Annotated in this window: 25 protein-coding genes; 20 read left to right on the top strand and 5 right to left on the bottom strand. The window is 68.7% G+C overall.

The window, feature by feature from the left end; translation table 11 throughout:
- The first annotated feature begins 2 nt into the window (after window positions 1-2).
- The 6 genes from ACZ59A_RS21500 to ACZ59A_RS21475 all read left to right on the top strand — a co-directional run bounded on the left by ACZ59A_RS21500 (window position 3) and on the right by ACZ59A_RS21475 (window position 6,476).
- Window positions 3-434, top strand: a complete 432-nt coding sequence (locus ACZ59A_RS21500) for a hypothetical protein (protein ID WP_468049904.1) — start codon at window positions 3-5, stop codon at window positions 432-434.
- A 2-nt stretch (window positions 435-436) separates the two neighbouring features.
- Window positions 437-2,368, top strand: a complete 1,932-nt coding sequence (locus tag ACZ59A_RS21495; protein ID WP_470960706.1) for a PAS domain S-box protein — start codon at window positions 437-439, stop codon at window positions 2,366-2,368.
- Window positions 2,365-3,042: a response regulator gene (locus tag ACZ59A_RS21490; protein ID WP_468049908.1), complete on the top strand. Its 678-nt coding sequence runs from the start codon at window positions 2,365-2,367 to the stop codon at window positions 3,040-3,042. The genes ACZ59A_RS21495 and ACZ59A_RS21490 overlap by 4 nt, the downstream gene beginning before the upstream one ends.
- 189 nt (window positions 3,043-3,231) lie before the next feature.
- Window positions 3,232-3,921, top strand: a complete 690-nt coding sequence (locus tag ACZ59A_RS21485; protein WP_470960705.1) for a response regulator — start codon at window positions 3,232-3,234, stop codon at window positions 3,919-3,921.
- Window positions 3,918-5,594: a sensor histidine kinase gene (locus tag ACZ59A_RS21480; RefSeq protein ID WP_470960704.1), complete on the top strand. Its 1,677-nt coding sequence runs from the start codon at window positions 3,918-3,920 to the stop codon at window positions 5,592-5,594. Before ACZ59A_RS21485 ends, ACZ59A_RS21480 begins: the two co-directional genes overlap by 4 nt.
- Window positions 5,595-5,723: 129 nt before the next feature.
- Window positions 5,724-6,476: a polyprenyl synthetase family protein gene (locus ACZ59A_RS21475; RefSeq protein ID WP_470961753.1), complete on the top strand. Its 753-nt coding sequence runs from the start codon at window positions 5,724-5,726 to the stop codon at window positions 6,474-6,476.
- 551 nt (window positions 6,477-7,027) lie between these two features.
- Here ACZ59A_RS21475 and ACZ59A_RS21470 read toward each other — a convergent pair.
- The 3 genes from ACZ59A_RS21470 to ACZ59A_RS21460 all read right to left on the bottom strand — a co-directional run bounded on the left by ACZ59A_RS21470 (window position 7,028) and on the right by ACZ59A_RS21460 (window position 8,803).
- The gene (locus tag ACZ59A_RS21470; protein ID WP_470960703.1) at window positions 7,028-8,197 is read right to left on the bottom strand and encodes a glycosyl hydrolase family 8; all 1,170 of its coding nucleotides are present in this window, start codon (window positions 8,195-8,197) and stop codon (window positions 7,028-7,030) included.
- Window positions 8,198-8,207: 10 nt separating this feature from the next.
- The gene (locus ACZ59A_RS21465; protein ID WP_470960702.1) at window positions 8,208-8,378 is read right to left on the bottom strand and encodes a hypothetical protein; all 171 of its coding nucleotides are present in this window, start codon (window positions 8,376-8,378) and stop codon (window positions 8,208-8,210) included.
- A 71-nt stretch (window positions 8,379-8,449) separates the two neighbouring features.
- A complete protein-coding gene (locus ACZ59A_RS21460; RefSeq protein WP_470960701.1) occupies window positions 8,450-8,803 on the bottom strand; it encodes a PRC-barrel domain-containing protein in 354 nt (117 codons plus the stop codon).
- A gap of 142 nt (window positions 8,804-8,945) precedes the next feature.
- Here ACZ59A_RS21460 and ACZ59A_RS21455 point away from each other — a divergent pair, with 142 nt between their 5' ends.
- Window positions 8,946-9,113 carry a hypothetical protein gene (locus ACZ59A_RS21455; protein WP_009716824.1) on the top strand — a complete coding sequence of 56 codons (168 nt, stop codon included), beginning with the start codon at window positions 8,946-8,948 and terminating at the stop codon, window positions 9,111-9,113.
- A gap of 76 nt (window positions 9,114-9,189) precedes the next feature.
- Here the strand turns inward: ACZ59A_RS21455 and ACZ59A_RS21450 are convergent, their stop codons facing one another.
- Entirely contained in the window at window positions 9,190-10,065 is an 876-nt protein-coding gene (locus ACZ59A_RS21450) for an RNA polymerase sigma factor SigF (protein WP_470961750.1), read from the bottom strand.
- A 252-nt stretch (window positions 10,066-10,317) separates the two neighbouring features.
- On the opposite strand from ACZ59A_RS21450, the gene ACZ59A_RS21445 reads away from it, so the two are divergent.
- The 9 genes from ACZ59A_RS21445 (at window position 10,318) to ACZ59A_RS21405 (ending at window position 17,066) form a co-directional block, all read left to right on the top strand.
- Entirely contained in the window at window positions 10,318-10,929 is a 612-nt protein-coding gene (locus ACZ59A_RS21445) for a hypothetical protein (protein ID WP_470960700.1), read from the top strand.
- 196 nt (window positions 10,930-11,125) lie between these two features.
- A complete protein-coding gene (locus ACZ59A_RS21440; protein WP_470960699.1) occupies window positions 11,126-11,458 on the top strand; it encodes a hypothetical protein in 333 nt (110 codons plus the stop codon).
- Window positions 11,459-11,491: 33 nt separating this feature from the next.
- Entirely contained in the window at window positions 11,492-11,803 is a 312-nt protein-coding gene (locus ACZ59A_RS21435) for a pore-forming ESAT-6 family protein (protein ID WP_470960698.1), read from the top strand.
- Between the two features lie 40 nt (window positions 11,804-11,843).
- Window positions 11,844-12,236: a DUF6507 family protein gene (locus tag ACZ59A_RS21430; RefSeq protein ID WP_470960697.1), complete on the top strand. Its 393-nt coding sequence runs from the start codon at window positions 11,844-11,846 to the stop codon at window positions 12,234-12,236.
- A complete protein-coding gene (locus ACZ59A_RS21425; RefSeq protein WP_470960696.1) occupies window positions 12,233-14,770 on the top strand; it encodes a YwqJ-related putative deaminase in 2,538 nt (845 codons plus the stop codon). The genes ACZ59A_RS21430 and ACZ59A_RS21425 overlap by 4 nt, the downstream gene beginning before the upstream one ends.
- Window positions 14,771-14,798: 28 nt before the next feature.
- Window positions 14,799-15,275: an SUKH-3 domain-containing protein gene (locus ACZ59A_RS21420; protein ID WP_470960695.1), complete on the top strand. Its 477-nt coding sequence runs from the start codon at window positions 14,799-14,801 to the stop codon at window positions 15,273-15,275.
- Window positions 15,268-15,654 carry a YwqJ-related putative deaminase gene (locus ACZ59A_RS21415; protein ID WP_470960694.1) on the top strand — a complete coding sequence of 129 codons (387 nt, stop codon included), beginning with the start codon at window positions 15,268-15,270 and terminating at the stop codon, window positions 15,652-15,654. The genes ACZ59A_RS21420 and ACZ59A_RS21415 overlap by 8 nt, the downstream gene beginning before the upstream one ends.
- 121 nt (window positions 15,655-15,775) lie before the next feature.
- The gene (locus ACZ59A_RS21410) at window positions 15,776-16,228 is read left to right on the top strand and encodes a toxin-antitoxin system YwqK family antitoxin (protein WP_470960693.1); all 453 of its coding nucleotides are present in this window, start codon (window positions 15,776-15,778) and stop codon (window positions 16,226-16,228) included.
- Between the two features lie 70 nt (window positions 16,229-16,298).
- Window positions 16,299-17,066: a hypothetical protein gene (locus ACZ59A_RS21405; protein ID WP_470960692.1), complete on the top strand. Its 768-nt coding sequence runs from the start codon at window positions 16,299-16,301 to the stop codon at window positions 17,064-17,066.
- A 54-nt stretch (window positions 17,067-17,120) separates the two neighbouring features.
- Here ACZ59A_RS21405 and ACZ59A_RS21400 read toward each other — a convergent pair whose 3' ends face one another.
- Window positions 17,121-17,429 carry a hypothetical protein gene (locus ACZ59A_RS21400; RefSeq protein WP_470960691.1) on the bottom strand — a complete coding sequence of 103 codons (309 nt, stop codon included), beginning with the start codon at window positions 17,427-17,429 and terminating at the stop codon, window positions 17,121-17,123.
- 131 nt (window positions 17,430-17,560) lie between these two features.
- On the opposite strand from ACZ59A_RS21400, the gene ACZ59A_RS21395 reads away from it, so the two are divergent.
- The 4 genes from ACZ59A_RS21395 (at window position 17,561) to ACZ59A_RS21380 (ending at window position 19,442) form a co-directional block, all read left to right on the top strand.
- Window positions 17,561-18,355, top strand: coding sequence for a helix-turn-helix domain-containing protein (locus ACZ59A_RS21395; RefSeq protein ID WP_470960690.1), 795 nt, complete (start codon window positions 17,561-17,563; stop codon window positions 18,353-18,355).
- Entirely contained in the window at window positions 18,348-18,578 is a 231-nt protein-coding gene (locus ACZ59A_RS21390; protein ID WP_470960689.1) for a DUF397 domain-containing protein, read from the top strand. Before ACZ59A_RS21395 ends, ACZ59A_RS21390 begins: the two co-directional genes overlap by 8 nt.
- A gap of 186 nt (window positions 18,579-18,764) precedes the next feature.
- Window positions 18,765-19,097, top strand: a complete 333-nt coding sequence (locus tag ACZ59A_RS21385; protein ID WP_468043683.1) for a hypothetical protein — start codon at window positions 18,765-18,767, stop codon at window positions 19,095-19,097.
- Window positions 19,098-19,130: 33 nt separating this feature from the next.
- Window positions 19,131-19,442, top strand: coding sequence for a pore-forming ESAT-6 family protein (locus ACZ59A_RS21380; protein ID WP_470960688.1), 312 nt, complete (start codon window positions 19,131-19,133; stop codon window positions 19,440-19,442).
- The last annotated feature ends 16 nt before the right edge of the window (window positions 19,443-19,458 follow it).

Below are 19,458 nucleotides of genomic sequence, written 5' to 3'. Positions count from 1 at the left end.
CTATGAGTATTATTTTCGGCCCGAACTCGCGAAGAGTCCTCCAGTTCCTGACCCATATCGAGGACCTCTCCCCCGAAGAAATCGACCGGGTGGCCGATCTGTGGAAGCAGACCTCCAGCCAGACCCGCGCCGAGGGATGGGCGGAGGTCCACCGCACCACGACCGACGAAGAGCGGTACCGGATCCTCGTGGCCGCCGCCGTCGCGCGCCGCGCCGCCCTGGACGCGGCCCGCAACCACCGGCGGCACGACTGGGCCTTCTGGGCCGCGGTGTGGGACGCCGCGGCGGCGGTCGCCGTGTGCGATCGCATCGGAAGCCACTACAACGTGCTGGTCGCGCCGCTCGCCGCGGTCATGCCGTCGCTGTCGCACTGCCGACGCGATGAGCTCAGCATCCGCGAACTGCAGGGTGCCGTCCTCAAGGGAGGTGGGTAGCGATGGGTGACGACCGGATCGACGTTGTGGTGGCCGATGACGACCCGGCGGTCCGGGAAGCCCTCGCGGACCTCATCGACTCCCACCCCGACCTGGAACTCGTGGGGCTGGCCGTCGACCACGAACAGGCCGTGCACGCGGCGGTCGAACACCACCCCCGTGTCGTGATCATGGATGTGCACATGCCCAAGGGCGACGCCCCGGGCAGCGTCCGCGCCATCCGTGACCAGGCCCCCGGCGCCCGTGTGGTCGCGCTGTCCGCCCACGGCGACCGCGAGACCGTCCTCAACATGCTCGCCGTCGGCGCCACCGGCTACCTGGTGAAGGGCACCCCCGCCGAGGAGATACTCGAGGCGATCAACAGGGCCGCCCGCGACCAGTTCTCCATGGCCGCCGATCTGCTCGCCGACTGCGCGGAGCCGCTGCGCCGCGCCGACCGCGCCTCCTGGCGGTTCGAGGACCTGGTGGGCGGCCGTCTGGAGGAGTCGTATCTGGACCTGCTCGGCCACGCCCCCTGCGGGGTGCTGGTCCTGGGCTCCCGAGGCCGGATCGAGTTCGCGAACCCACACGTACGGCACATGTTCGGCTACAGCGCGGCAGAGCTGCGCGACAAGCGGCTGCGGGACCTCCTCCCCGAGCGCTACCGCACCGCCTCCGAACAGCTCGTCGGCCGGGTGTTCAGCGCGCCCTCCGCGATGGCGGGCCGCCGCCGGGACGGCACCGAGTTCCCCGCCCAGTTCGGCGGCGGTCATCTCCAGGGCAAGCGGGCCCGCGGCGTTGTCTTCGTCGCCGACCTGAGCCAGCTGCGGGCCGCCGAGAGCCGGTTCCGCCAGCTCATCGAGTCCTCCCCGGACGCGATGATGATCGTGGACGCGGGCGGGCGCATCCAGGCCGCCAACCACCGCACCGAAGGTCTCTTCGGCTACGACCGCGACCATCTCATCGGCCGCGCCGTCGAGGCGCTGCTGCCCGACCAGCCGCTGACCATCTCGCTGCGCGAATGGGACGAGACCGAGGAACCGCTCGGCCACAGCATGGAGCTGGTCGGCCGCCGCAGCGACGCCAAGCAGTTCCCGGCCGACGTCAGCATCAGCCCGCTGCGCACCGAGGAGGGGCTGCTGACCGTCCTGACCGTCCGCGACATCACCGAGGTGCAGCGCGCCCAGTTCGTCCTGGAGCGCAGCCTGGAGCTGCTGGAGGTCACCGACCGGGACCGGCAGGCCCTGCTCAGCCATCTCGTGCACGCCCAGGAGGTCGAGCGCGGGCGGATCGCCGCGGACATCCACGACGACACCATCCAGGTGATCACCGCCGCCAGCCTCCGGCTCCAGCAGCTGCGGCGGCGGCTGCGGGACCCGGAGGAGCAGCGGGTGATGGACAAGCTGGACGAGACGCTGAAGCTGTCGCTGAGCCGACTGCGGCAGCTGATCTTCGACCTGCGGCCGTCCAGCCTGGAGCACGGCTGCCTGGCCGCCGCGCTGCGCGGGCTGCTGGAGCAGATCCGTACCGAGACCGGGCTCACCTACCGGCTGGAGGACCGGCTCGCGGCCAAGCCGCCCGCCGAGACCATGGCGCTGATCTACCGGACCGCGCAGGAAGCCCTGATGAACGTGCGCAAGCACGCCCGGGCGAAGACGGTGCACGTCCAACTGCTCGGGCTCGACGAGGGCTGTCTCGTACGGATCGTCGACGACGGCCAGGGCTACAACCCCCTCGAAGTCGAGTCCCGCCCGGGCCACCTCGGGCTGTCCCTGATCCAGGAACGGGCCCAGATCGCGGGCGGCTGGTGCCGTATCGAGAGCGCCCCGGGCGCGGGCACCACGGTCGAGTTCTGGGTGCCGCTGGGCGATTCGCCGATCGCGGAGCTCGGCGCGCCCGCCCTCGGAGCACCGTCTCTCGGCTCCCCGTCCTCGGAAGGGGACCCGGAGCCGTGACCGCACCGGCGGAGCTGACCAAGGTCCTGATCGTCGAGGACCACCGGGTGGTCGCCGAGGGGCTGTGGGCGCTGCTGGCCGAGTACGCGGACCTGACCGTGGTCGGCTGGGCCGACTCGGTCGCCGAGACCGTGCCCATGGCCAAGGAGCTGTCCCCCGATGTGGCCCTGGTCGACTTCCGGCTGCCCGACGGCACCGGGGCCGACGCGGCCGCGGGCATCCGGGCCCACGACCCCTCCTGCGCGATCGTGATCCTCAGCGCCGACACCAGCGACTCGGCACTGCTGGCCGCGGTGGAGGCGGGCGCCTGCGGCTATCTGCTGAAGTCGGCGAGCGGCGACGAGATCGCCTCCGCCATCCGCTCCGCCGCCGAGGGCGAGACCCTGATCCCGGCCGGCACGCTGGTGGAGGTGCTGTCCCGGAACCGCGAGTCGGCGCGCTCGACCGCCGAGCAGACCGGGCGGCTGGAGAGCCTGACCCGGCGCGAGCAGGAGATCCTCACCCTGATGAGCCAGGGCCTGGACAACCGGGCGGTCGCGGAGCGGGTGAGCATCAGCTACGCGACCGTTCGCACCCATGTGCGCAAGATCCTGGAGAAGCTGGAAGTGCGCTCGCAGCTGGAGGCGGTCGCCAGGGCCACCGAATGGGGCTTCCGCCCCGTCGAGCCCGAATAGGCCCAGGTCTCTCGGCCCCTGGAGTGGCTCCGCCAACCGGGGGCGGACGAATGGGGGACAAAATCCCCCGACTGATGGAATTCCGGACAGCACTCGCCGGGTTCCCTCCCCGTACGTGTACCTGGACGCTCCGTTCCGTGGTCCCCGTCGATCCCGTCGTTCTCTTTTTTCATGGGCAGGTGAGTCAACGTGGCGCTTCGCGTTCTGATCGCAGACGATCATGCCGTGGTCAGGCAGGGCCTGCGCATGATCCTGGGGCTCGACAACGAGATCAAGGTGGTCGGCGAGACGACCAACGGCCGCGAGGCCGTACGGCTGGCCCGGGAGCTGTGCCCCGACGTCGTCCTGATGGACCTGCTGATGCCCGTGATGGACGGGGTGTCGGCCACGGCGGAGATCCGCCAGGACATCCCCGAGGTCGAGGTGGTGGCGCTGACCAGCTCCCTCGACGACGCCATGGTGATGGGCGCGGTACGGGCCGGGGCGATCGGCTTCCTGCTGAAGAACGCCGAGGCCGACGACCTGCGCAACGCGGTGAAGTCCGCGGCCGCCGGACAGATCCATGTCTCCCCCGCCGCGATCTCCCGGCTGATGGGCCAGGTCCGCGAGCCGAGCGGACCCGAGCAGCTCACCGAGCGGGAGACCGAGGTCCTGACCATGCTGGCCCGCGGCAAGGCCAACAAGGAGATCGCCCGCGATCTGCGGATCGGCCAGCAGACCGTGAAGACGTACGTGAGCCACATCCTGACCAAACTCGGCGTGCACAGCCGGACCCAGGCAGCGGTGTACGCGGTCCAGTCGGGCCTGGTACCGGCCGGTGAGCTGACCCCGCCCGAGGCACTGGAGTCCACGACGAGGGAACAGTGGTGGTCGGCGTGATCGCTTTCGAGATACACGGGCACGGATACGGGCACGCCTACGGGCACTGGCACGGCTTCCCGTTCGTGGGATGGCGCCGCCGTCGCGCCGCGCTCGCCGAGGTCACCGAGCGGGTCCTGGCGGGCGAGCCGGGCGACGAGGTGCTGCGGCTGATCGCCCACCGGCTGCGCGAGCTGCTGGGCGCCGACCTGGCGCGGGTGATGGTGCTGGAGCCGGGCGACGTCCTGGCGGTACGTGCCACCGACGGCACCCCCGACGCCATCCCCCGCGGGCTGCTGACCCCGGGCGGGTCCGCGCCCGCCCGCAAGGCGATCCGCGCCGGACGGCCCACGGTCTCCGGGGGCGAGCGCAGGCCCCTCTTCGTCTCCGGAGGCGAGCGCAGGCCCCTCTTCCACCGCGTCCCCCACGACGCGGCCCTGGCCTCCGTACTGGACGCGCCGCTGCTGGTGCGCGGCCAGGCCGCGGGTGTGATCGAGGTGGCGACGAGACGCGGCGGCCGACGGCTCACCCGGGCCGATGTGCGGACCGTCCGGATGTTCGCGGAGCCCGCCGGGCTCGCCGTGGCCCGGCTGCGCGGCCGCGAACAGCTGCGCCGGGTGGCCGCCGCCACCGCCGCGGCCGCCGGACAGGGTTCGCTGCGGCGCACCCTGGACTCCCTGGCCGCGGGCGCGGTGGCCCGTACCACCGCCGCGAGCTGCACCGTCTACCTCCTGGAGCCCGGTCCGGGTGCCGTCCTGCGCATGGCGGGCGGGGGCCACGGGCACACCCCGCCGTCCCGTAAACCCGCGCTGGAGGCCATCGCGGGCGCCGCGCCCGTGCTCCACGCGGGCGAGGCCGGAACCGGGCAGGCTCCGGCGCGCGGCGCGGTGGCCGCCTGGCCGCTGCTGCGCGGGACCACCGCGATCGGCGCGATGTGCTGCCACTTCCCGGCGGGCCGCCGCCCCGGCGAGACCGACATGACCGTACTGGAGGTCATCGCGGGCCACGCGGCGTGCGCGGTCGAGGAGGACCGGCAGCGCGCGGCCGCCCGGGAGACGGCGGTACGAGAGGAACGGCAGCGGGTCTCCCGCGAGCTGCACGACTCGGTCTCGCAGGCGCTGTACGGCATCGCCCTGGGCGCCCGTACCGCCCGTGAGCTGCTGGAACGCGATCTGGCCCAGCCGACGGGGGTGGCCGAGCTGGCCCAGCTCGGTGAGCCGATCGAGTACATCAGACGGCTCGCGGACGTCGCGATCGCCGAGACCCGGAGCCTGCTGTGCGAGCTGCGGCCCGAGTCGCTGGAGGCCGAGGGCCTGGTCGCCGCGCTCACCCAGCACGTGGAGACGCTGCGGGACCGGTACGGCATCACGGCCGAGGCGACGCTCGGCTCCGAGCCGGAGACCACCCCGGAGGCCAAACACGCCCTGTACCGGATCGCGCAGGAGTCGCTGCACAACATCGCCAAGCACTCCCGGGCCCGGAACGTCACCCTCCACCTGCTCAGCGGCCCCGGTACGGTCACGCTGACCGTGGCCGACGACGGCGTGGGCTTCGACTCCCAGGGCACGTTCCCCGGCCATCTGGGGCTGCTCTCGATGCGGGAACGCGCCCGCGAGGTGGGCGGCACCCTGCTCGTGGACAGCCGCCCGGGGCAGGGCAGCCGGATCCGGGCAACGGTTCCGGCGGAGCCGTAGGCGGAGCGTTTGAGCCGACCCCGAGCGACATATGAGACATTACTGACCTTCTCTGTACCCCTCTGCGCAAGGGAGCCCCGGGTGACCGTCGTCGGGAACCACACGCGGGAACCGGACCTGCGGACCGCGATGGCGGCGGTCGAGCACAGTCTCGTGGAAGCCACGCGCAGCGACGTGCCGTTCATCACCGAGGCCGCCCGGCATCTGGCGCGCCCGCGCGGCCGCCGGCTACGGCCGCTGCTGGTGCTGCTGGCCGCCCGCTTCGGCGACCCGGACGCGCCGGGCGTGGTGCCCGCCGCGGTCGTCGTCGAGCTGACCTATCTGGCGACGCGCTACCACGACGACGTACGGCACGAGGCGAACGCCACCGTCGCCGTGCTCATCGGCGACTTCCTCTTCGCGCGCGCCTCGCGCCTCCTGGCCGGGCTGGGGCCACGGGCCGTACGGCTCCAGGCCGACGCGTTCAAAAGCCTGGTCAGCGGCCAGATCCTGGAGACGACAGGCCCCCGCGACGGCCACGACCCCGTCGCCCACCACCTGCGGACCCTGGCCGCCCGCTCCGGCGCCCTCACCGCCGTCTCCGGCCGCCTCGGCGCGCTGACCTCCGGCGCCACCGAGGAGATCGCGGACGCGCTCGCGGTGTACGGCGAGCGGCTGGGCGTGGCCCGCCACCTCGCCGCCGAGCTGCGCTCCCCGGTCCAGGGCACCCCCACACTGCCGGTCCTGCTCTCCGGCGACCCGACGGCACCGGCCCTGACCCAGGCCCGCCACGAGGTCCTCCGCCAATGCGCCGCCGCCCACGCGGCCCTCACCCCCCTCCCCACCGGCCCGGCCCGCACGGCCCTGGCGAACCTGTGCGACGCGGTGGCCGAGAACGACTGACGGAGGCGTTCAGGAACGCCAACGGCCGGAAAGCCCTCCCACCGGCACCCGGTCCTGACACTCCGGCCTGGTACCCGGAAAGGGCCCGACGCCCAGGCTCGGCACCGGGGAGGGGCCCGACGCCCAGACCTGACGCCCGGAGGAGCCGACGCCCGCGGCTGCTGATGCGCACGACCACAGCCGCCAGCACGGCCGATGCCCAGGACCGCCACCGCTCACGACCATCGACGCTCAGGGCCACCCACGCTCATGGCGGCCGAACGCCTCGCGACAGCGCCTCCCCGAACCGCCGCAGTCGCGCCAGCGCCGCCGGATCCAGCGCCTCCCGCCGCCGTACCAGGGCCCGCGCCACGGCCCGCCGCGCCCCCGCGCCACGGCACCGGCAGTCGCCCGGACCACCGCACCGACCCGCACCCGCACCCGCGCCCGCGGCACGGGCACCGGCACCGCACCGGCCCTCGCCCTCGCTCCGTCCCCTGTGCGTCTCCACTCCACGGGAACCCTCACCCCACGCCACCCGATTCCACCCCCGGCGGGCCGGCGCAAACCGCCTACGGCGGCCACCAGTTGTGGCTGACCACCAGCATCGCCTGCAACTGCACGCTCGCCGAGTAGTACCGGCCCGGCTCCGGCGGTGACGCCGCCATCCACTCCCACAGCGCGTCCAGCCACTCCTGCCCGCCGCCGCCCACCATCGCCGCCACCCCGAACGGCGCGACGAACGCGCCCGCCGCGCCCTCCCCGTACGCCGCGCCGTCGAGCCGGTACCCGCACCGGATGCGGCCCGGATCACCGTGCGTCGCCGCGCACATCCACCGCCCCATCCGCCCGGCCGCCGCCCGCGCCCGCGCGTCGCCGCTCAGCACCGCGTCCGTCCCGATCCGCCAGGGGTCGCGGCAGGCGTTCCAGTGGTGGTCACCGTCGTGCCCGCTCTCCAGCACCTGCCCCGGCGCGGGCTTCGGATCGCTCCTCGTGTCCACCACGAAGTCCGGCAGCAGCCCGGTGTCCGGGGCGTACCCCCGCTGCAGGGCTCCCACCAGCGACAGGTGCGTGTCCAGCGCCTCGCCCCACCGCGGGTCCCCCGTCGCCGCCCGGAACGCCCTGAAGTGGCCGGGCATCCAGTCCGAGGTGCGGGAGACCTCGTCGAAGTGGCCCGATGACCAGTCGCCGAGCTTGACCGGCCCGCCCGCCGCGGGCAGCCCCGTGTCCCGGATGGCGTCGATCCGCCGTAGAGCCCACACCCGGTAGTCGCCGCCCCGCCCGCCGCCCCGCTCACCACCCCACTGCCGGTCCGCGAGCAGCAGCCCGTACGCAATGTCCAGGTCACCGTCGGTCGCGGAATTCGCCCCTCCGACGTCCCGTCCCGCGGCGTCCTGCTGGGCGGCATGCAGATCGGGGTGCCCGGCGGACGGATGGGCGAGTACGTACCGGAGGATTCCGTCGAAGACGTCCCGGGCATCGGGGTCGGCGCCCGCCATCAGCGCGCTGATCACCATGCCGTACCCCTGCGCCTCGGCGACGTACGGATACGCGGCGTCGGGGGCGTACACCGCGCACGAGCCATCGCTGTGGGACCGTACGAAATGGCCCTTCCACAGCCGGTAGTGCTCCAGAACCCGCCGGTCGGCCGCCGCCGGGTCGCCGGAGAGCCGCAGTGTGCCGGGGGCGTACGGGAACGCGTGGCCACCGAACGGAACACCCGGCGCCCGCCCCGTCCTCATCGCCCGATCCTCATCGCAGCGGCCGCCGCCGCGCACGTCGCGACCAGTGCACGGCCAGGAAGATCACATCGGCCACGAACACCGCCACGCCGACGATCAGCAGATAGCCCAAGCCGTGCACCGCCGTGCCGATGAGCCCGAGCACCATCGCCACGATCACGAAGAAGAGGAAGAGAGCCACCGCGCGACACCTCCCCGTACTCTCGGGGACCTCTCGGAGACCTCTCAGGGACCGACCGACCGGCGCCCCGGTCAGCGGCGGGCGAGCCGCCGTTCGCCCGCGCTCGCCTGATACGCCTTGCCGTAGTACTGGAAGATCGCGCCCTCCTCCTCGGCGGGCAGCACATCGTCCACACCGAGCGACGGGGCCTTCTTCACCAGTCCCCGCGCGTACGCCACCTTCACGTAGCCCGGCCCCAGAATCGCGTCGTCGACGGGCACGAAGAGCAGGCGGTGCCGGGTGGGCATCCCGGTACGGACCGTCGCCATCTCGGGCTGGTCGGTCGCCGTCGACACATAGATGGACTCCAGCGCGCCGATCTTGCGCCCTTCGTCGTCCACGACATCGCGGTCGCGCCATTCACGGATATCAGCCGGCTGGATCATGATCATCACCCTCTGCCCTCGCCTGCCCTCACCGCCCGCTACACCTCCAGGCTGCGCCTCGCGACGGCGTTCGACAACTGAACGAAATGATCAGGCGTGTGCGATTCGCGGAGGGGTACTCGGGCGGCGGAGGTTGATAATCATGGTTCCCCTTCTCGTCGTACTGCTTCTCGCGCTCCTTCTCTTCGGTGCCGGGTTCGCCCTGAAGGCACTGTGGTGGATCGCCGTGATCGTTCTCGCGGTCTGGCTGCTCGGCTTCATCGTCCGTCCGACCACGGGCGGGCGCCGAGGACGCTGGTACCGCTGGTAGCCCACCACACGGAAAGTGGGGCCCGACCGGATTCCCGGTCGGGCCCCACTCGTACGTCTCTTGAGACTCGCTCGCCCTAGTCGGCCAGCATCCCGCGCCGCAACCGCGTCAGCGACTTCGTGAGCAGTCGCGACACATGCATCTGCGAGACACCCAACTCGGCACCGATCTCGGACTGGGTCATCTCCTCGCCGAACCGCATCTGAAGGATGCGCCGGTCCCGGTCGCCGAGCTGCTCGACCAGCGGCTTGAGAGCGTGCAGGTTCTCCACGACCTCCATGGCGGGATCGACCTCACCGATCCGGTCCGCGTACGTGGTGACGCGGGTCGTACCGGTCTCGGGGTCGGCGGGGGCGTCCAGCGACGAGGTGCTGTAACCATTGCTGGCCACCAGCCCGTCGAGGACCTCGTCCTCGCTCAGGTTGAGATGCTCGGCCAGTTCGGTCGTCGTCGGCGACCGGTCCAGGCGCTGGAACAGCTCCTCGTTCGCCTTGGCCAGATCGATCCGCAACTCCTGCAGCCGACGCGGCACATGCACCGCCCAGCTCGTGTCACGGAAGAACCGCTTGATCTCGCCCACGATGTAGGGAACCGCGAAGGTTGTGAACTCCACCTCGCGACTCAGGTCGAACCTGTCGATCGCCTTGATCAGTCCGATCGTGCCGACCTGGACGACGTCTTCCATCTCCACCGAGCGATTGCGGAACCGCCGCGCGGCGTACCGCACCAGCGACAGGTTCAGCTCAATCAGGGTGTTGCGCACGTACTGATAGTCGTGCGTCCCCTCTTCCAACTCGGTCAGACGGTCGAGGAAGACCTTGGTCAGCGCACGAGCGTCCTGTGGCGTCACCTTGGTCGGGTCCGCCACGGCCGGCAGCCCTACCGCCACGCACGTCCGCTCAGCCTCCCCTGCCGTCAGCTCTGACGAATCCACGGTTGCCGTGCCGTTCACTTCGCCCTCCCGGCCCACTCGGCTTGTTTCAGCTGAACGAGGACCCGCCTACCCAGCATTCACACCCCCATGCCTTTTTCCTTGAGCAACGAAGAGGACGCCGCAGCCCACCTGGGTCCCCGATCCGCCAACCGACTTAGCCACCCGCCCGGTTGGACCGGTCAGGGCCGGATTCAGAGTGACGGCCGGCTACCGGCTCGCCACACGGAAAACGCGTTACACGCGGTAGCCGGTGCTGGCTAGCCTCAGGGCATGGGCGTGGACATCACGGTGCTGGTCATCGACTGGGAGCACCTCATGGAGATCGCACCGGACGACCGGCTCGAGGTGCTGCAGGAGGCGGCGTACGCGGACGACGACAGCGACCTCGACATCGACGCGGGGTGGGTGTGGCCTGCCGAGCCGGACAGGTCCTGGCTGGGCCGGTACGAGTTCGGCGGCACCCTCGGCTCGTACAAGCCGCACTTCTGGGCCGCCCATGCATGGGACTACGTCCGGGGCGGGGCCGAGCGCGAGCTGCGGGTGGCCCTGGACGGCTTCCTGAGCGCTCTGATCTGGTGGGGTCCTGAGGTCGACACCGACGCTGAGCACGTGGACGCAGGTGTCTTCCCTTCCGGCGCTCGCTTGTGGCGGTCGGGGCCGCTCATCGCCCGCGGCCCCCAGACCGTGGCCCGCCTGAACCGCTACTGGCAGGCGGCTGCCCCCGTACTGCCGCAACTGCGCGAACCGTACGCGCGCCACGCCGAATCCCCTGGGGGGTGGGCCGCGGACTTCGAGGACTTCACAGCGCTGCTGTCCGGCTGGGCCGAAACCGTGGGCGAAGCCGAGCGACGCCGGTGGGGGCTGATCGGACTCCCCCTCTGAAAGCTCCAGGGCAGAGGGTTCAGGACAGCTACAGGCGCTGAAGAACTGCCGGTCCCGCTTCGCCCTCCCTGCCCGTAGCCGGGCCGATGTGTCTGTCACGCATGTGTCACAGCCGATCGATTCTCCATTGCGACGGTTTCCCGATGTTGTGAAGATAGCTCCGGTAACGACCTTCTCGTCCGGCAAGGGGAGCCGCATGAAGTTCGACATGGGGGCCCAGGCGCTGTCGACTCTGCAGTCGAAGTCGCGTGGGTCGAGCGAGGATCTGGGGACGTTGATCCGCCAGCTGGTGCAGGCCGCCGAACCGTTGGAGGGCAAGTTCAACGGTTCGGGGAAGGCGGCCTTCGACTCCTTCAAGGCGCGGTCGGACGAGATCGCGTCGTCGCTGCAGAGCTCGCTTTCGTCGATCCTGGGTGGTCAGTCGGGGATGGACTCGGCGTTCGGCTCGGGTGACCAGGAGCAGGGGGACAACGCGCGGCAGCAGATGTCGTCGGCGAACTTCGACGCGGCCCGCTTCGGCGGCCGTTGATCTTTGCGGGACTTGACGGGGAGGGTGTGACTGATGGCTGCTGGCAATGACCGCCGTTCGTACGACACGGGCGCTTCGGCGGACGCCCAGGGCAACATCCAGGCGGTGATCGGGCGTCTGGAGCAGGTCATCACGGCGCGCGATGGGCAGGTGAAGGCGGCGATGGCCGACTTCACCGCGGACGGCGTGGCGGATGAGTACCACGGCAAGGAACTGCGCTGGAACCGTGCCTCTCAGGAGGTCAAGAGCATCATCCAGCTGCTGAAGACGGTGCTGGAGAAGAACGACGGGACGGCGCAGCACACGCTTTCGCGCGCCAAGTCCGCCGTCGACAACATCGGCTGATTTACGAAGCGGACAATCGCCGGGGGGCGTGACGTAAGGCATGACGGGCTGGGACCTGCAACCGCAGGGTATTTCGGGTGTGCTGAAGACGACGGGCGAGTTCGCCGCGAAGATCGAGAAGCATGCGACGTCGTACGGGAAGCATCTGCAGTCGGCCGCGGAGCATGCGGGCACCATCAGCGCCGACGGCGGCGGTGGCGGCGGCAAGGAGGCCAAGGGCGGCCTGGTTGCCCTTGCCCTGTCCCAGTTCGCGGAGCACACGACGCCTGATCTGAAGTTCATCGCGGCGCGTGCGGGCAAGTCGCTGAACGGGGCGATGGATGCCACGACCGAGTACCTCAAGGGCGATCTGCACATGGCCGCGCAGGCCCAGGACAAGACCCTGAGCGCGCCGGACCTGGATCCGAAGAAGCCGGGGAAGCAGACCGGATGATCAAGCCTGAGGAAATTCCCCAGTACACCGGCAATCTGGAACTGCTGGAAAAGGCCCACGGCGATCTCAAGACCGATGCCGGGCACATCCGCGACACCGGCGCGGATGTCCACAGCCACTTCCAGGGCCTGTCCGCCTACTACAAGGCTCCTGAGGCCGAACGGCTCTTCGCGACCACCAAACCGGTCAAGGACCGTGCCGACACCTTCGCCGACGATCTGGGCAAAGTCTCCAGCGCCCTGTCGGAGTACGCCACCGAGATCCGCCCCCTGGTCACCAAACTCACCCGCCTCAAAGCCGACGCCACGACCTTCGTCAACGACAACAAGGACGATGACGACTGGGAGTACGACGGCGACAAGGTCGACGAGCACAACCAGCTCCGCGACGACATCACCGCCACCGTCGCGGCCTTCTGGGCAGCCGAGCGCACCTGCCACAACAAGATCACCGCCCTGTTCGGCGGCACCCAGATGGTCGCGGGCGACGGATCAAAGGCCAAGAACCAATACGGGTTCAACGCGGACGATCTGAAGAACGCCAAACTCCCCTGGGGCGACCCGGTCGAGGAAAAGCACCACGCCTGGGAAGTCGGCCACTGGGTCAAGTCCTTCGTCTGGGACGGCGTGATCGTCGACGGCGTCTGGGGCACCATCAAGGGCCTGGGCACCCTCGTCGGCGTCGACGGCTGGGACGCGGCGGGCAAAGCCTGGAAAGGCCTGGCCCAACTCGGCACCGGCCTGGCCATCAGCGCCATCCCCGGCGCCAGGGAAGCCTTCTGGGGCCTGCCCGACGACAAGCTCCCCTCCTGGCTCCGCGACTCCCGCAACACCATGAAACAGACCGGCAAAGCCCTCGTCGCCTGGGACGAATGGGGCAAGAACCCCGGCCGGGCCGCCGGAGCCGTCACCTTCAACGTCGTCACCACCGTCTTCACCGGCGGCGCGGGCGGCGCCGCCTCCGGCGCCGGCAAAGCCGGAGCCGTCGCCAAGGTCCTCTCCGCCACCGGAAAAGTCGGCCGCGTCATCGACCCCATGACCTACGTCGCCAAGGGCGCCGGAGCAGGACTCTCCAAGATCGGCGACATCGCCAAGGGCCTCAAGGGCATCCAAGCGATCGAGATCCCCAAACTCCCCGACGGCACGATCAAACTCCCCGAAGGCACCGTCAGACTCCCCGACGGCACCATCGACCTCCCCGAGGGAGCCGCCATCCCCGAGGGCGCGGCCAAGCTCCCCGCCGGCACCGTCAAACTCCCCGACGACGTACCCGCGCTCCCGGAAGGCACCACCAAGCTGCCCACCGACCCGGGCGAACCCGCCCGGTACTACGACCCGGACGGCAACTTCCTCGACGAACACGGCAACGTCCTCGACAGCATCGACAACGCCCGCAAGGAAGACTCCCCCACCACCAACCCGGCCTCCGACGCGGACGTGCCCCACGTGGACAGCCCCGTCAAGGAACCCGCCCTGGTCGGTACCGGCGCCCGCACCGCCGACAATGCGGAGCATGCCATCCGCCTGGGCGACAGCGCCGACGACCTCGGCCGCGTCGGGGACGACATCCCCGGCACCCCCCACACCGGCGACAACGTCCCCGGCGGCGGAGTCGGCGACAACCTGCCCGGCGGTCACGCAGGCGATCACCTCCCCGGCGGCAGCGCCCACGCCCCCGGCCACGGCCCCACCGCCAGCCACGAGCCCCCCTCTGGCAATCACCACACCGACACCCCCCATCACGGCGGACACGACAACGCCGACCACAGCAGCCACAACGACACCTCAAACCACAGCGGGCACGACAGAACAGGCAGTGAGCACGGCGGGTCGGCACCCGAACCGCACGGTGGCGGCGGACATGGAGCAGACGGCCCCAACCACCACGACGGCAACGGTCCCGACGGCGAGCCTCAGGGCAAGCATGTGACGCCGCAGCCCGACTGGCATGGACAAAGCGCGGACAAGATGCGCCACTACCGACGCCCGGCCCTAGACGTTTCGGACCTGTCTCCAGAAGGCCAATTGACAGTGCTGGAGCATGAAGCGAGTACGCTTGCGGATGAGGCTTTCGGCGCCAAGGACGGAGCAGCGCCTCCCGGCCAGAATAAACTCGAAAAGGGCTGCGCGGGAAGCTTTCTACATGACAATATAATTACCGTACACAGCAGCACCACAAAGATGCACGGCCAGAAATTGCCGAACACTCATCACGTTCTCGAAGGCGTCCTCAAGGACGTTGGCGAAATGCTCGACGCAACCCCCAATGCAAAGAAAGGTTTCGGCCATGGGAAGTGCGCCGAGATATCATTGATCAGTGACCGGCTGCATCAGATGGACCCGACTGGAACATCAATTCGCACTGTCGATGACGCGAGGAACGCTCTGGATGGGAGCGTGATGCACACACGCCAGATCGGCGACCTGCACGACCGAGGAACGGGCGAGCTCATCCGAGCACATGGCGACTTCCTGGCTCCTTGCCACACGTGCGAACATGTGCTGCCTCAGTTGGGCATTCGCGTACACTCGTAATGCATCGACTCACGGAACGGAACGTTTGATGGATTCCGAGCAGCCACCACCCGAAGTACGCGACTGGTTGACCAGGAATGGCTGGTCCCCGGGCCGTGACATCGGAGAGCGCGCCGATGATCTCATTCAGGTGCGCGTGCGGGACGCCGAACAACAGGGAGCGCCCCTAACACCAGTACCAGCCGCCGTACGTTTCATTCACGCGTATGGACTGCTCAACCTCAGCCACCCCACGGTACAGGGGGTTACTTGGGTCGTGAAACCGACGGTGGGGTATGACGGTGATGCCGCATCGATCCAAGAACTGGCACTCGGACTCGGAGTCGAAATCTTTCCCATCGGATATGAATCATCCGAGCAGGGGCTTCTACTGGTAGACGAAACAGGGCGCCTCTTCCACCTCCATCACACCGGAGGGTACTATTTGGGGGAGAATGAATTCGACGCATTCTCTCGCTTCTTGGGCGGCGTAACCGATCCGGACGCGGAGGATTTTTTTGTCTGAGCAGTTCCCAGCGGTAGCCTCTTCCTTGCTGGTTGGCGGAAAAGTGATCAGCCACACCAGCTTGGTCGGCGAGGGAAGGGTCAATCTTCACCCTGCTATCTCGGCATTCATTGACTCACTACCGCCAGAGCAACACACGTCCTTCACCGGGAGCTGCGCCGAATCCGCTTTGATTTCCGACCAGCTCTGGGCCCTGGACGCCGCGCGTGAAGACGGCCGTGCAACAACGTTCCAAGAGGCGGCTCCACACTTCGAGGGTTCCGCCATGATCTCCAAGATGATCCGCGGACAGGGGCACCCGGATCACGGCAAGACCACAGAACCTTGCAGCGTATGCACCCTCCTCCTCCAGGAACTGGGCGTGCGCATCATCCTCTGACAACGGCACACCCGAGCAAGGCACACCACCTACACTTCATGTACTAGACGGGTAGATGGCCTTCAGAACAGGTTCACCGGTAATCTGCCGAATGACGAAACTGGATTCCCTGCTGGCTAACGTGAAGCGAATCGACATCGACGACCCCGACGTCGACATGGACTACGGCCAACGCCTGCTGTACCAGGGCGAGCTGTTCACCGGTGAGGTCGAGGAGCGCCTAGGAGATGCGGTGGTCAGTCTCGACGCCTACGTGGACGGCATCCAGGACGGGCCCAGCCGTGAGTGGTACAAGGACGGCACGCTCCGCTCCGAGGGCACGGCGCATATGGGGCGCCCCGTCGGTGTTTCACGGGAGTGGCACCCCAGCGGCGCACTCGCCTCCGAGCGGGTGTTCGGAGAGCATGGCTTGACCCTGTACGTTCCCGTGCGAAGTGAGCGCCAGGGACTCGGGTACCTATGGGCCTCCGACGCCGAGAACGCGGCGAGCTTCGAACCACGGGAGGTCGGGGACGACGACGAGCCCGGCAATCGTGGCCTGGCATCGTTGCGGGGGCTCACGAGCGAAGACTGACCCTGCGGGGAGGCTATAGCCCTCCGCGACCGATCTCATCGTTCCGTACGACCGCATGGGGGAAGGTGGCGTGCCCGGCAAGTTGTCATTCATCACACTGGAGCGGCTCCGAGCTGTCGACTGGATCGGCGACTGGAATTCCGTATTCCTTCGTGCACGCTCACGCCGCCTGTTGATGCGCGAGTACCTGCGGCGCGCCGCGCTATGGGCTCAGGCATATTCCTCCGAGGCTGCATGGCCTTTCTTCGACGTCACCGACTACGTCGATCCGAACTTCCGCCTGCCGCCCGAACTCGCCACGGAGCTGGACGAACTACTCAGCAGTATCGCCTCGTACACCATCCGAAAGACGTGCCGGGGCGCCGTACGCCTGGCCTGGCTCCGAGACCAGAACTCGGCAACACTTCCCGATCTGGCCGACCTCTATGAGCCGCTGATCCTCTTCTACGAGCGTGGCGGAGAATTCCTGTCCGATCACGCAGGGTTCCTCGAGTTGACCGGCGTATCGATCAGACCCCTGAGTCTGCACGACAACCTCAGGACCACGCCCTTCCTCACGCTCGGCAACGCCACCTTGGACGCCCTTGATGCCGAAGGGCGGATCACGTATTACGCGGCAGCAGGGACCCATGGGCCTGTCCTGAGGCAACGCCTCTTGAAAGGGGGAACGGAAAGGCGCGACGAGGTCTTCACCTGGAGCCTTCGCTGGGAGCCGACAGAGGAACTACAACGCTCCGAACGCGAGCAGAACTACGCCGCATATACGCAGATTGGGGACATCGAAGTCGCCCAATTCATTGAAGCGGCCATCGAAAAGAGGCGTGGCGCCGAGCAATGACCTCGCGACCGGGAGGCCCGGCGGACCTGTCCGGCTGGCAGGACTCCGAACGCCTCACGCACCATCCGCAGAAGGCGTGAACTCAGACAGGCGGTCACCCCGGCTCTCGGCGATCCGATGCGCATCGCGCAGGGCCTCGGCCAGCCGCGCGGCGAGATACCGGAGTTGCACGGGGGTGGCCTTGCCTTCGCCGAGCATGTCGGCGGCGTGGTCGAGGAGTTCCGCGGCCATGCCGAGCTGCACGCACTCGACGTTGTCGGCGACGCGGGACACGTACCCGGTCCCGTCGCCGATCACGTAACAGGGCTTGCCCTCCGCAGTGGACCAAGGGAGCAATCGGGCCCCGCCCGGCAGGCTGATCACGCGGCTACCTCCATGTCATCGACATTCCCGTGCATCGCTATGTAGCGATGCACTCACAGAGTGAGACGACGCGGGCTAGGCTCGCCAGTAATCAGCAGGTGACAGAGGTTCCGTCGCAAGGGGGTTGACCGGTGGGCAGCATCTACGGCGACTGGCTCAAGGAACAACGCGAAGCGGCGGGCATGACCCAACAGGAGCTGGCCGACGCGGCGATCATGACCCGCTCGCACATCTCCCACATCGAGGCCGGCCGCCGCATCCCGTCCAAGGAGGACGCACGGCGGCTGGATCAGGCCCTGAACACGGGCAATGTGCTCAGCAGCTTCCTGCCGGGGGACGACTCGGCGGTCGCCGACCACTTCGCGGCAGCACGGCACCTCGAACAGCAAGCCACCATGATCCGCGAATTCGCTCTCTCCTACGTGCCCGGCATCCTCCAGACGAAGAGGTACGCGGGGGCAGTCCTTGGCGCCGCGTTCCCTCCGCGGAGTGAGGCGGAACGTGACAAGACCGTAGTCGCACGTCTTGACCGATCGAAGATCCTCGACGACCCGGTGACGCCCGTAGTGTGGACACTGTTGGACGAAGCGGTACTGCGCCGCCCGATCGGCGGCCCGGACGTCATGGCGGAACAGATCATGCACATCGTCCGCTTGGCCGAAGCCGGACGTCTACGCGTACATCTGTTGCCTTTCGGCGTGGGCCATCACCCGCTGCTGCAGGGCATGCTGACGCTGATGTGGTTCGATGATCAGCCCCCGGTGGCCTATATCGAGGCCCTGCACATGGGCAAGGTGGTCGACTCCCCAGCCATGGTCGAACAGCTTCAAGGCGCCTACCATCTCGCACTGGGCGACGCACTACCGCTGAAGGAGTCACTGGCCCTGTTGCGGGCGACGGCGAAGGACTACGGAAACGATGACTGAGCACCCCTCCATACCGGAAGCATCCTCGCTGAGCCGGTGGCGCAAGTCGTCGTACAGCGGGTCCGACGCGGGAAGCTGCGTCGAGGTGCTGGACGACCACCCGTCAGGCGTCCCCGTCCGCGACTCCAAGACGCCTGACGGCCCCGCGCTCGTCTTCCCGGCGGCCAGTTGGTCGTCGTTCGTCACCGCCGTCAAAGACGACGCTCGGCCGTTCCGCCCGTAACCGCCGTCCCAGCGGCACGACTACGCCAAAGAATCCAGACATATCTCCCCATTGAGCAATAATGGCCACTGCTCTATCAGCCATGGCCGTGTCACAATCAGCCAACCCGCATTGCAGCGCCCTTCCGGCCCTTGATAGAAATGGGCTCTGCATATATAGCCGCTCAGCCTGGCAGGGGGAGTCCAGATGAAGTTCGACATGGGATCGCAGGTCCTCTCGACTCTGACGTCGAAATCGCGCGGGTCGAGCGACGACCTGCGCACGCTCATCCAGCAGCTGGTGCAAGCGGCGGAGCCGCTGGAGGGGAAGTTCAACGGGGGCGGCAAGGCCGCCTTCGACTCCTTCAAGGCGCGGTCGGACGAGATCGCGTCGTCGCTGCAGAGCTCGCTGTCGGGAATCCTGGGTGGTCAGTCGGGGATGGACTCGGCGTTCCGCACGGGCGACCAGGAGCACGGTGACAACGCGCGGCAGCAGATGTCGTCGGCGAACTTCGATGCGGCCCGCTTCGGCGGCCGCTGATCTTTGCGGGACTTGACGGGGAGTGAGTGACTGATGGCTGCTGGCAATGACCGCCGTTCGTACGACACGGGCGCTTCGGCGGACGCCCAGGGCAACATCCAGTCGGTGATCGCGCGGCTGGAGCAGGTCATCACGGCGCGCGATGGCCAGGTGAAGGCGGCGATGGCCGACTTCACCGCGGACGGCGTGGCGGATGAGTACCACGGCAAGGAACTGCGCTGGAACCGTGCCTCTCAGGAGGTCAAGAGCATCATCCAGCTGCTGAAGACGGTGCTGGAGAAGAACGACGGGACGGCGCAGCACACGCTTTCGCGTGCGAAGTCCGCGGTTGACAACATCGGCTGATCCGGTGCGCGCGAGC

The organism is Streptomyces sp. NPDC040405 (assembly GCF_055595765.1).
Note: the sequence above shows the minus strand (reverse complement) of the source record. Positions and strands in the feature narration are given on the sequence as shown.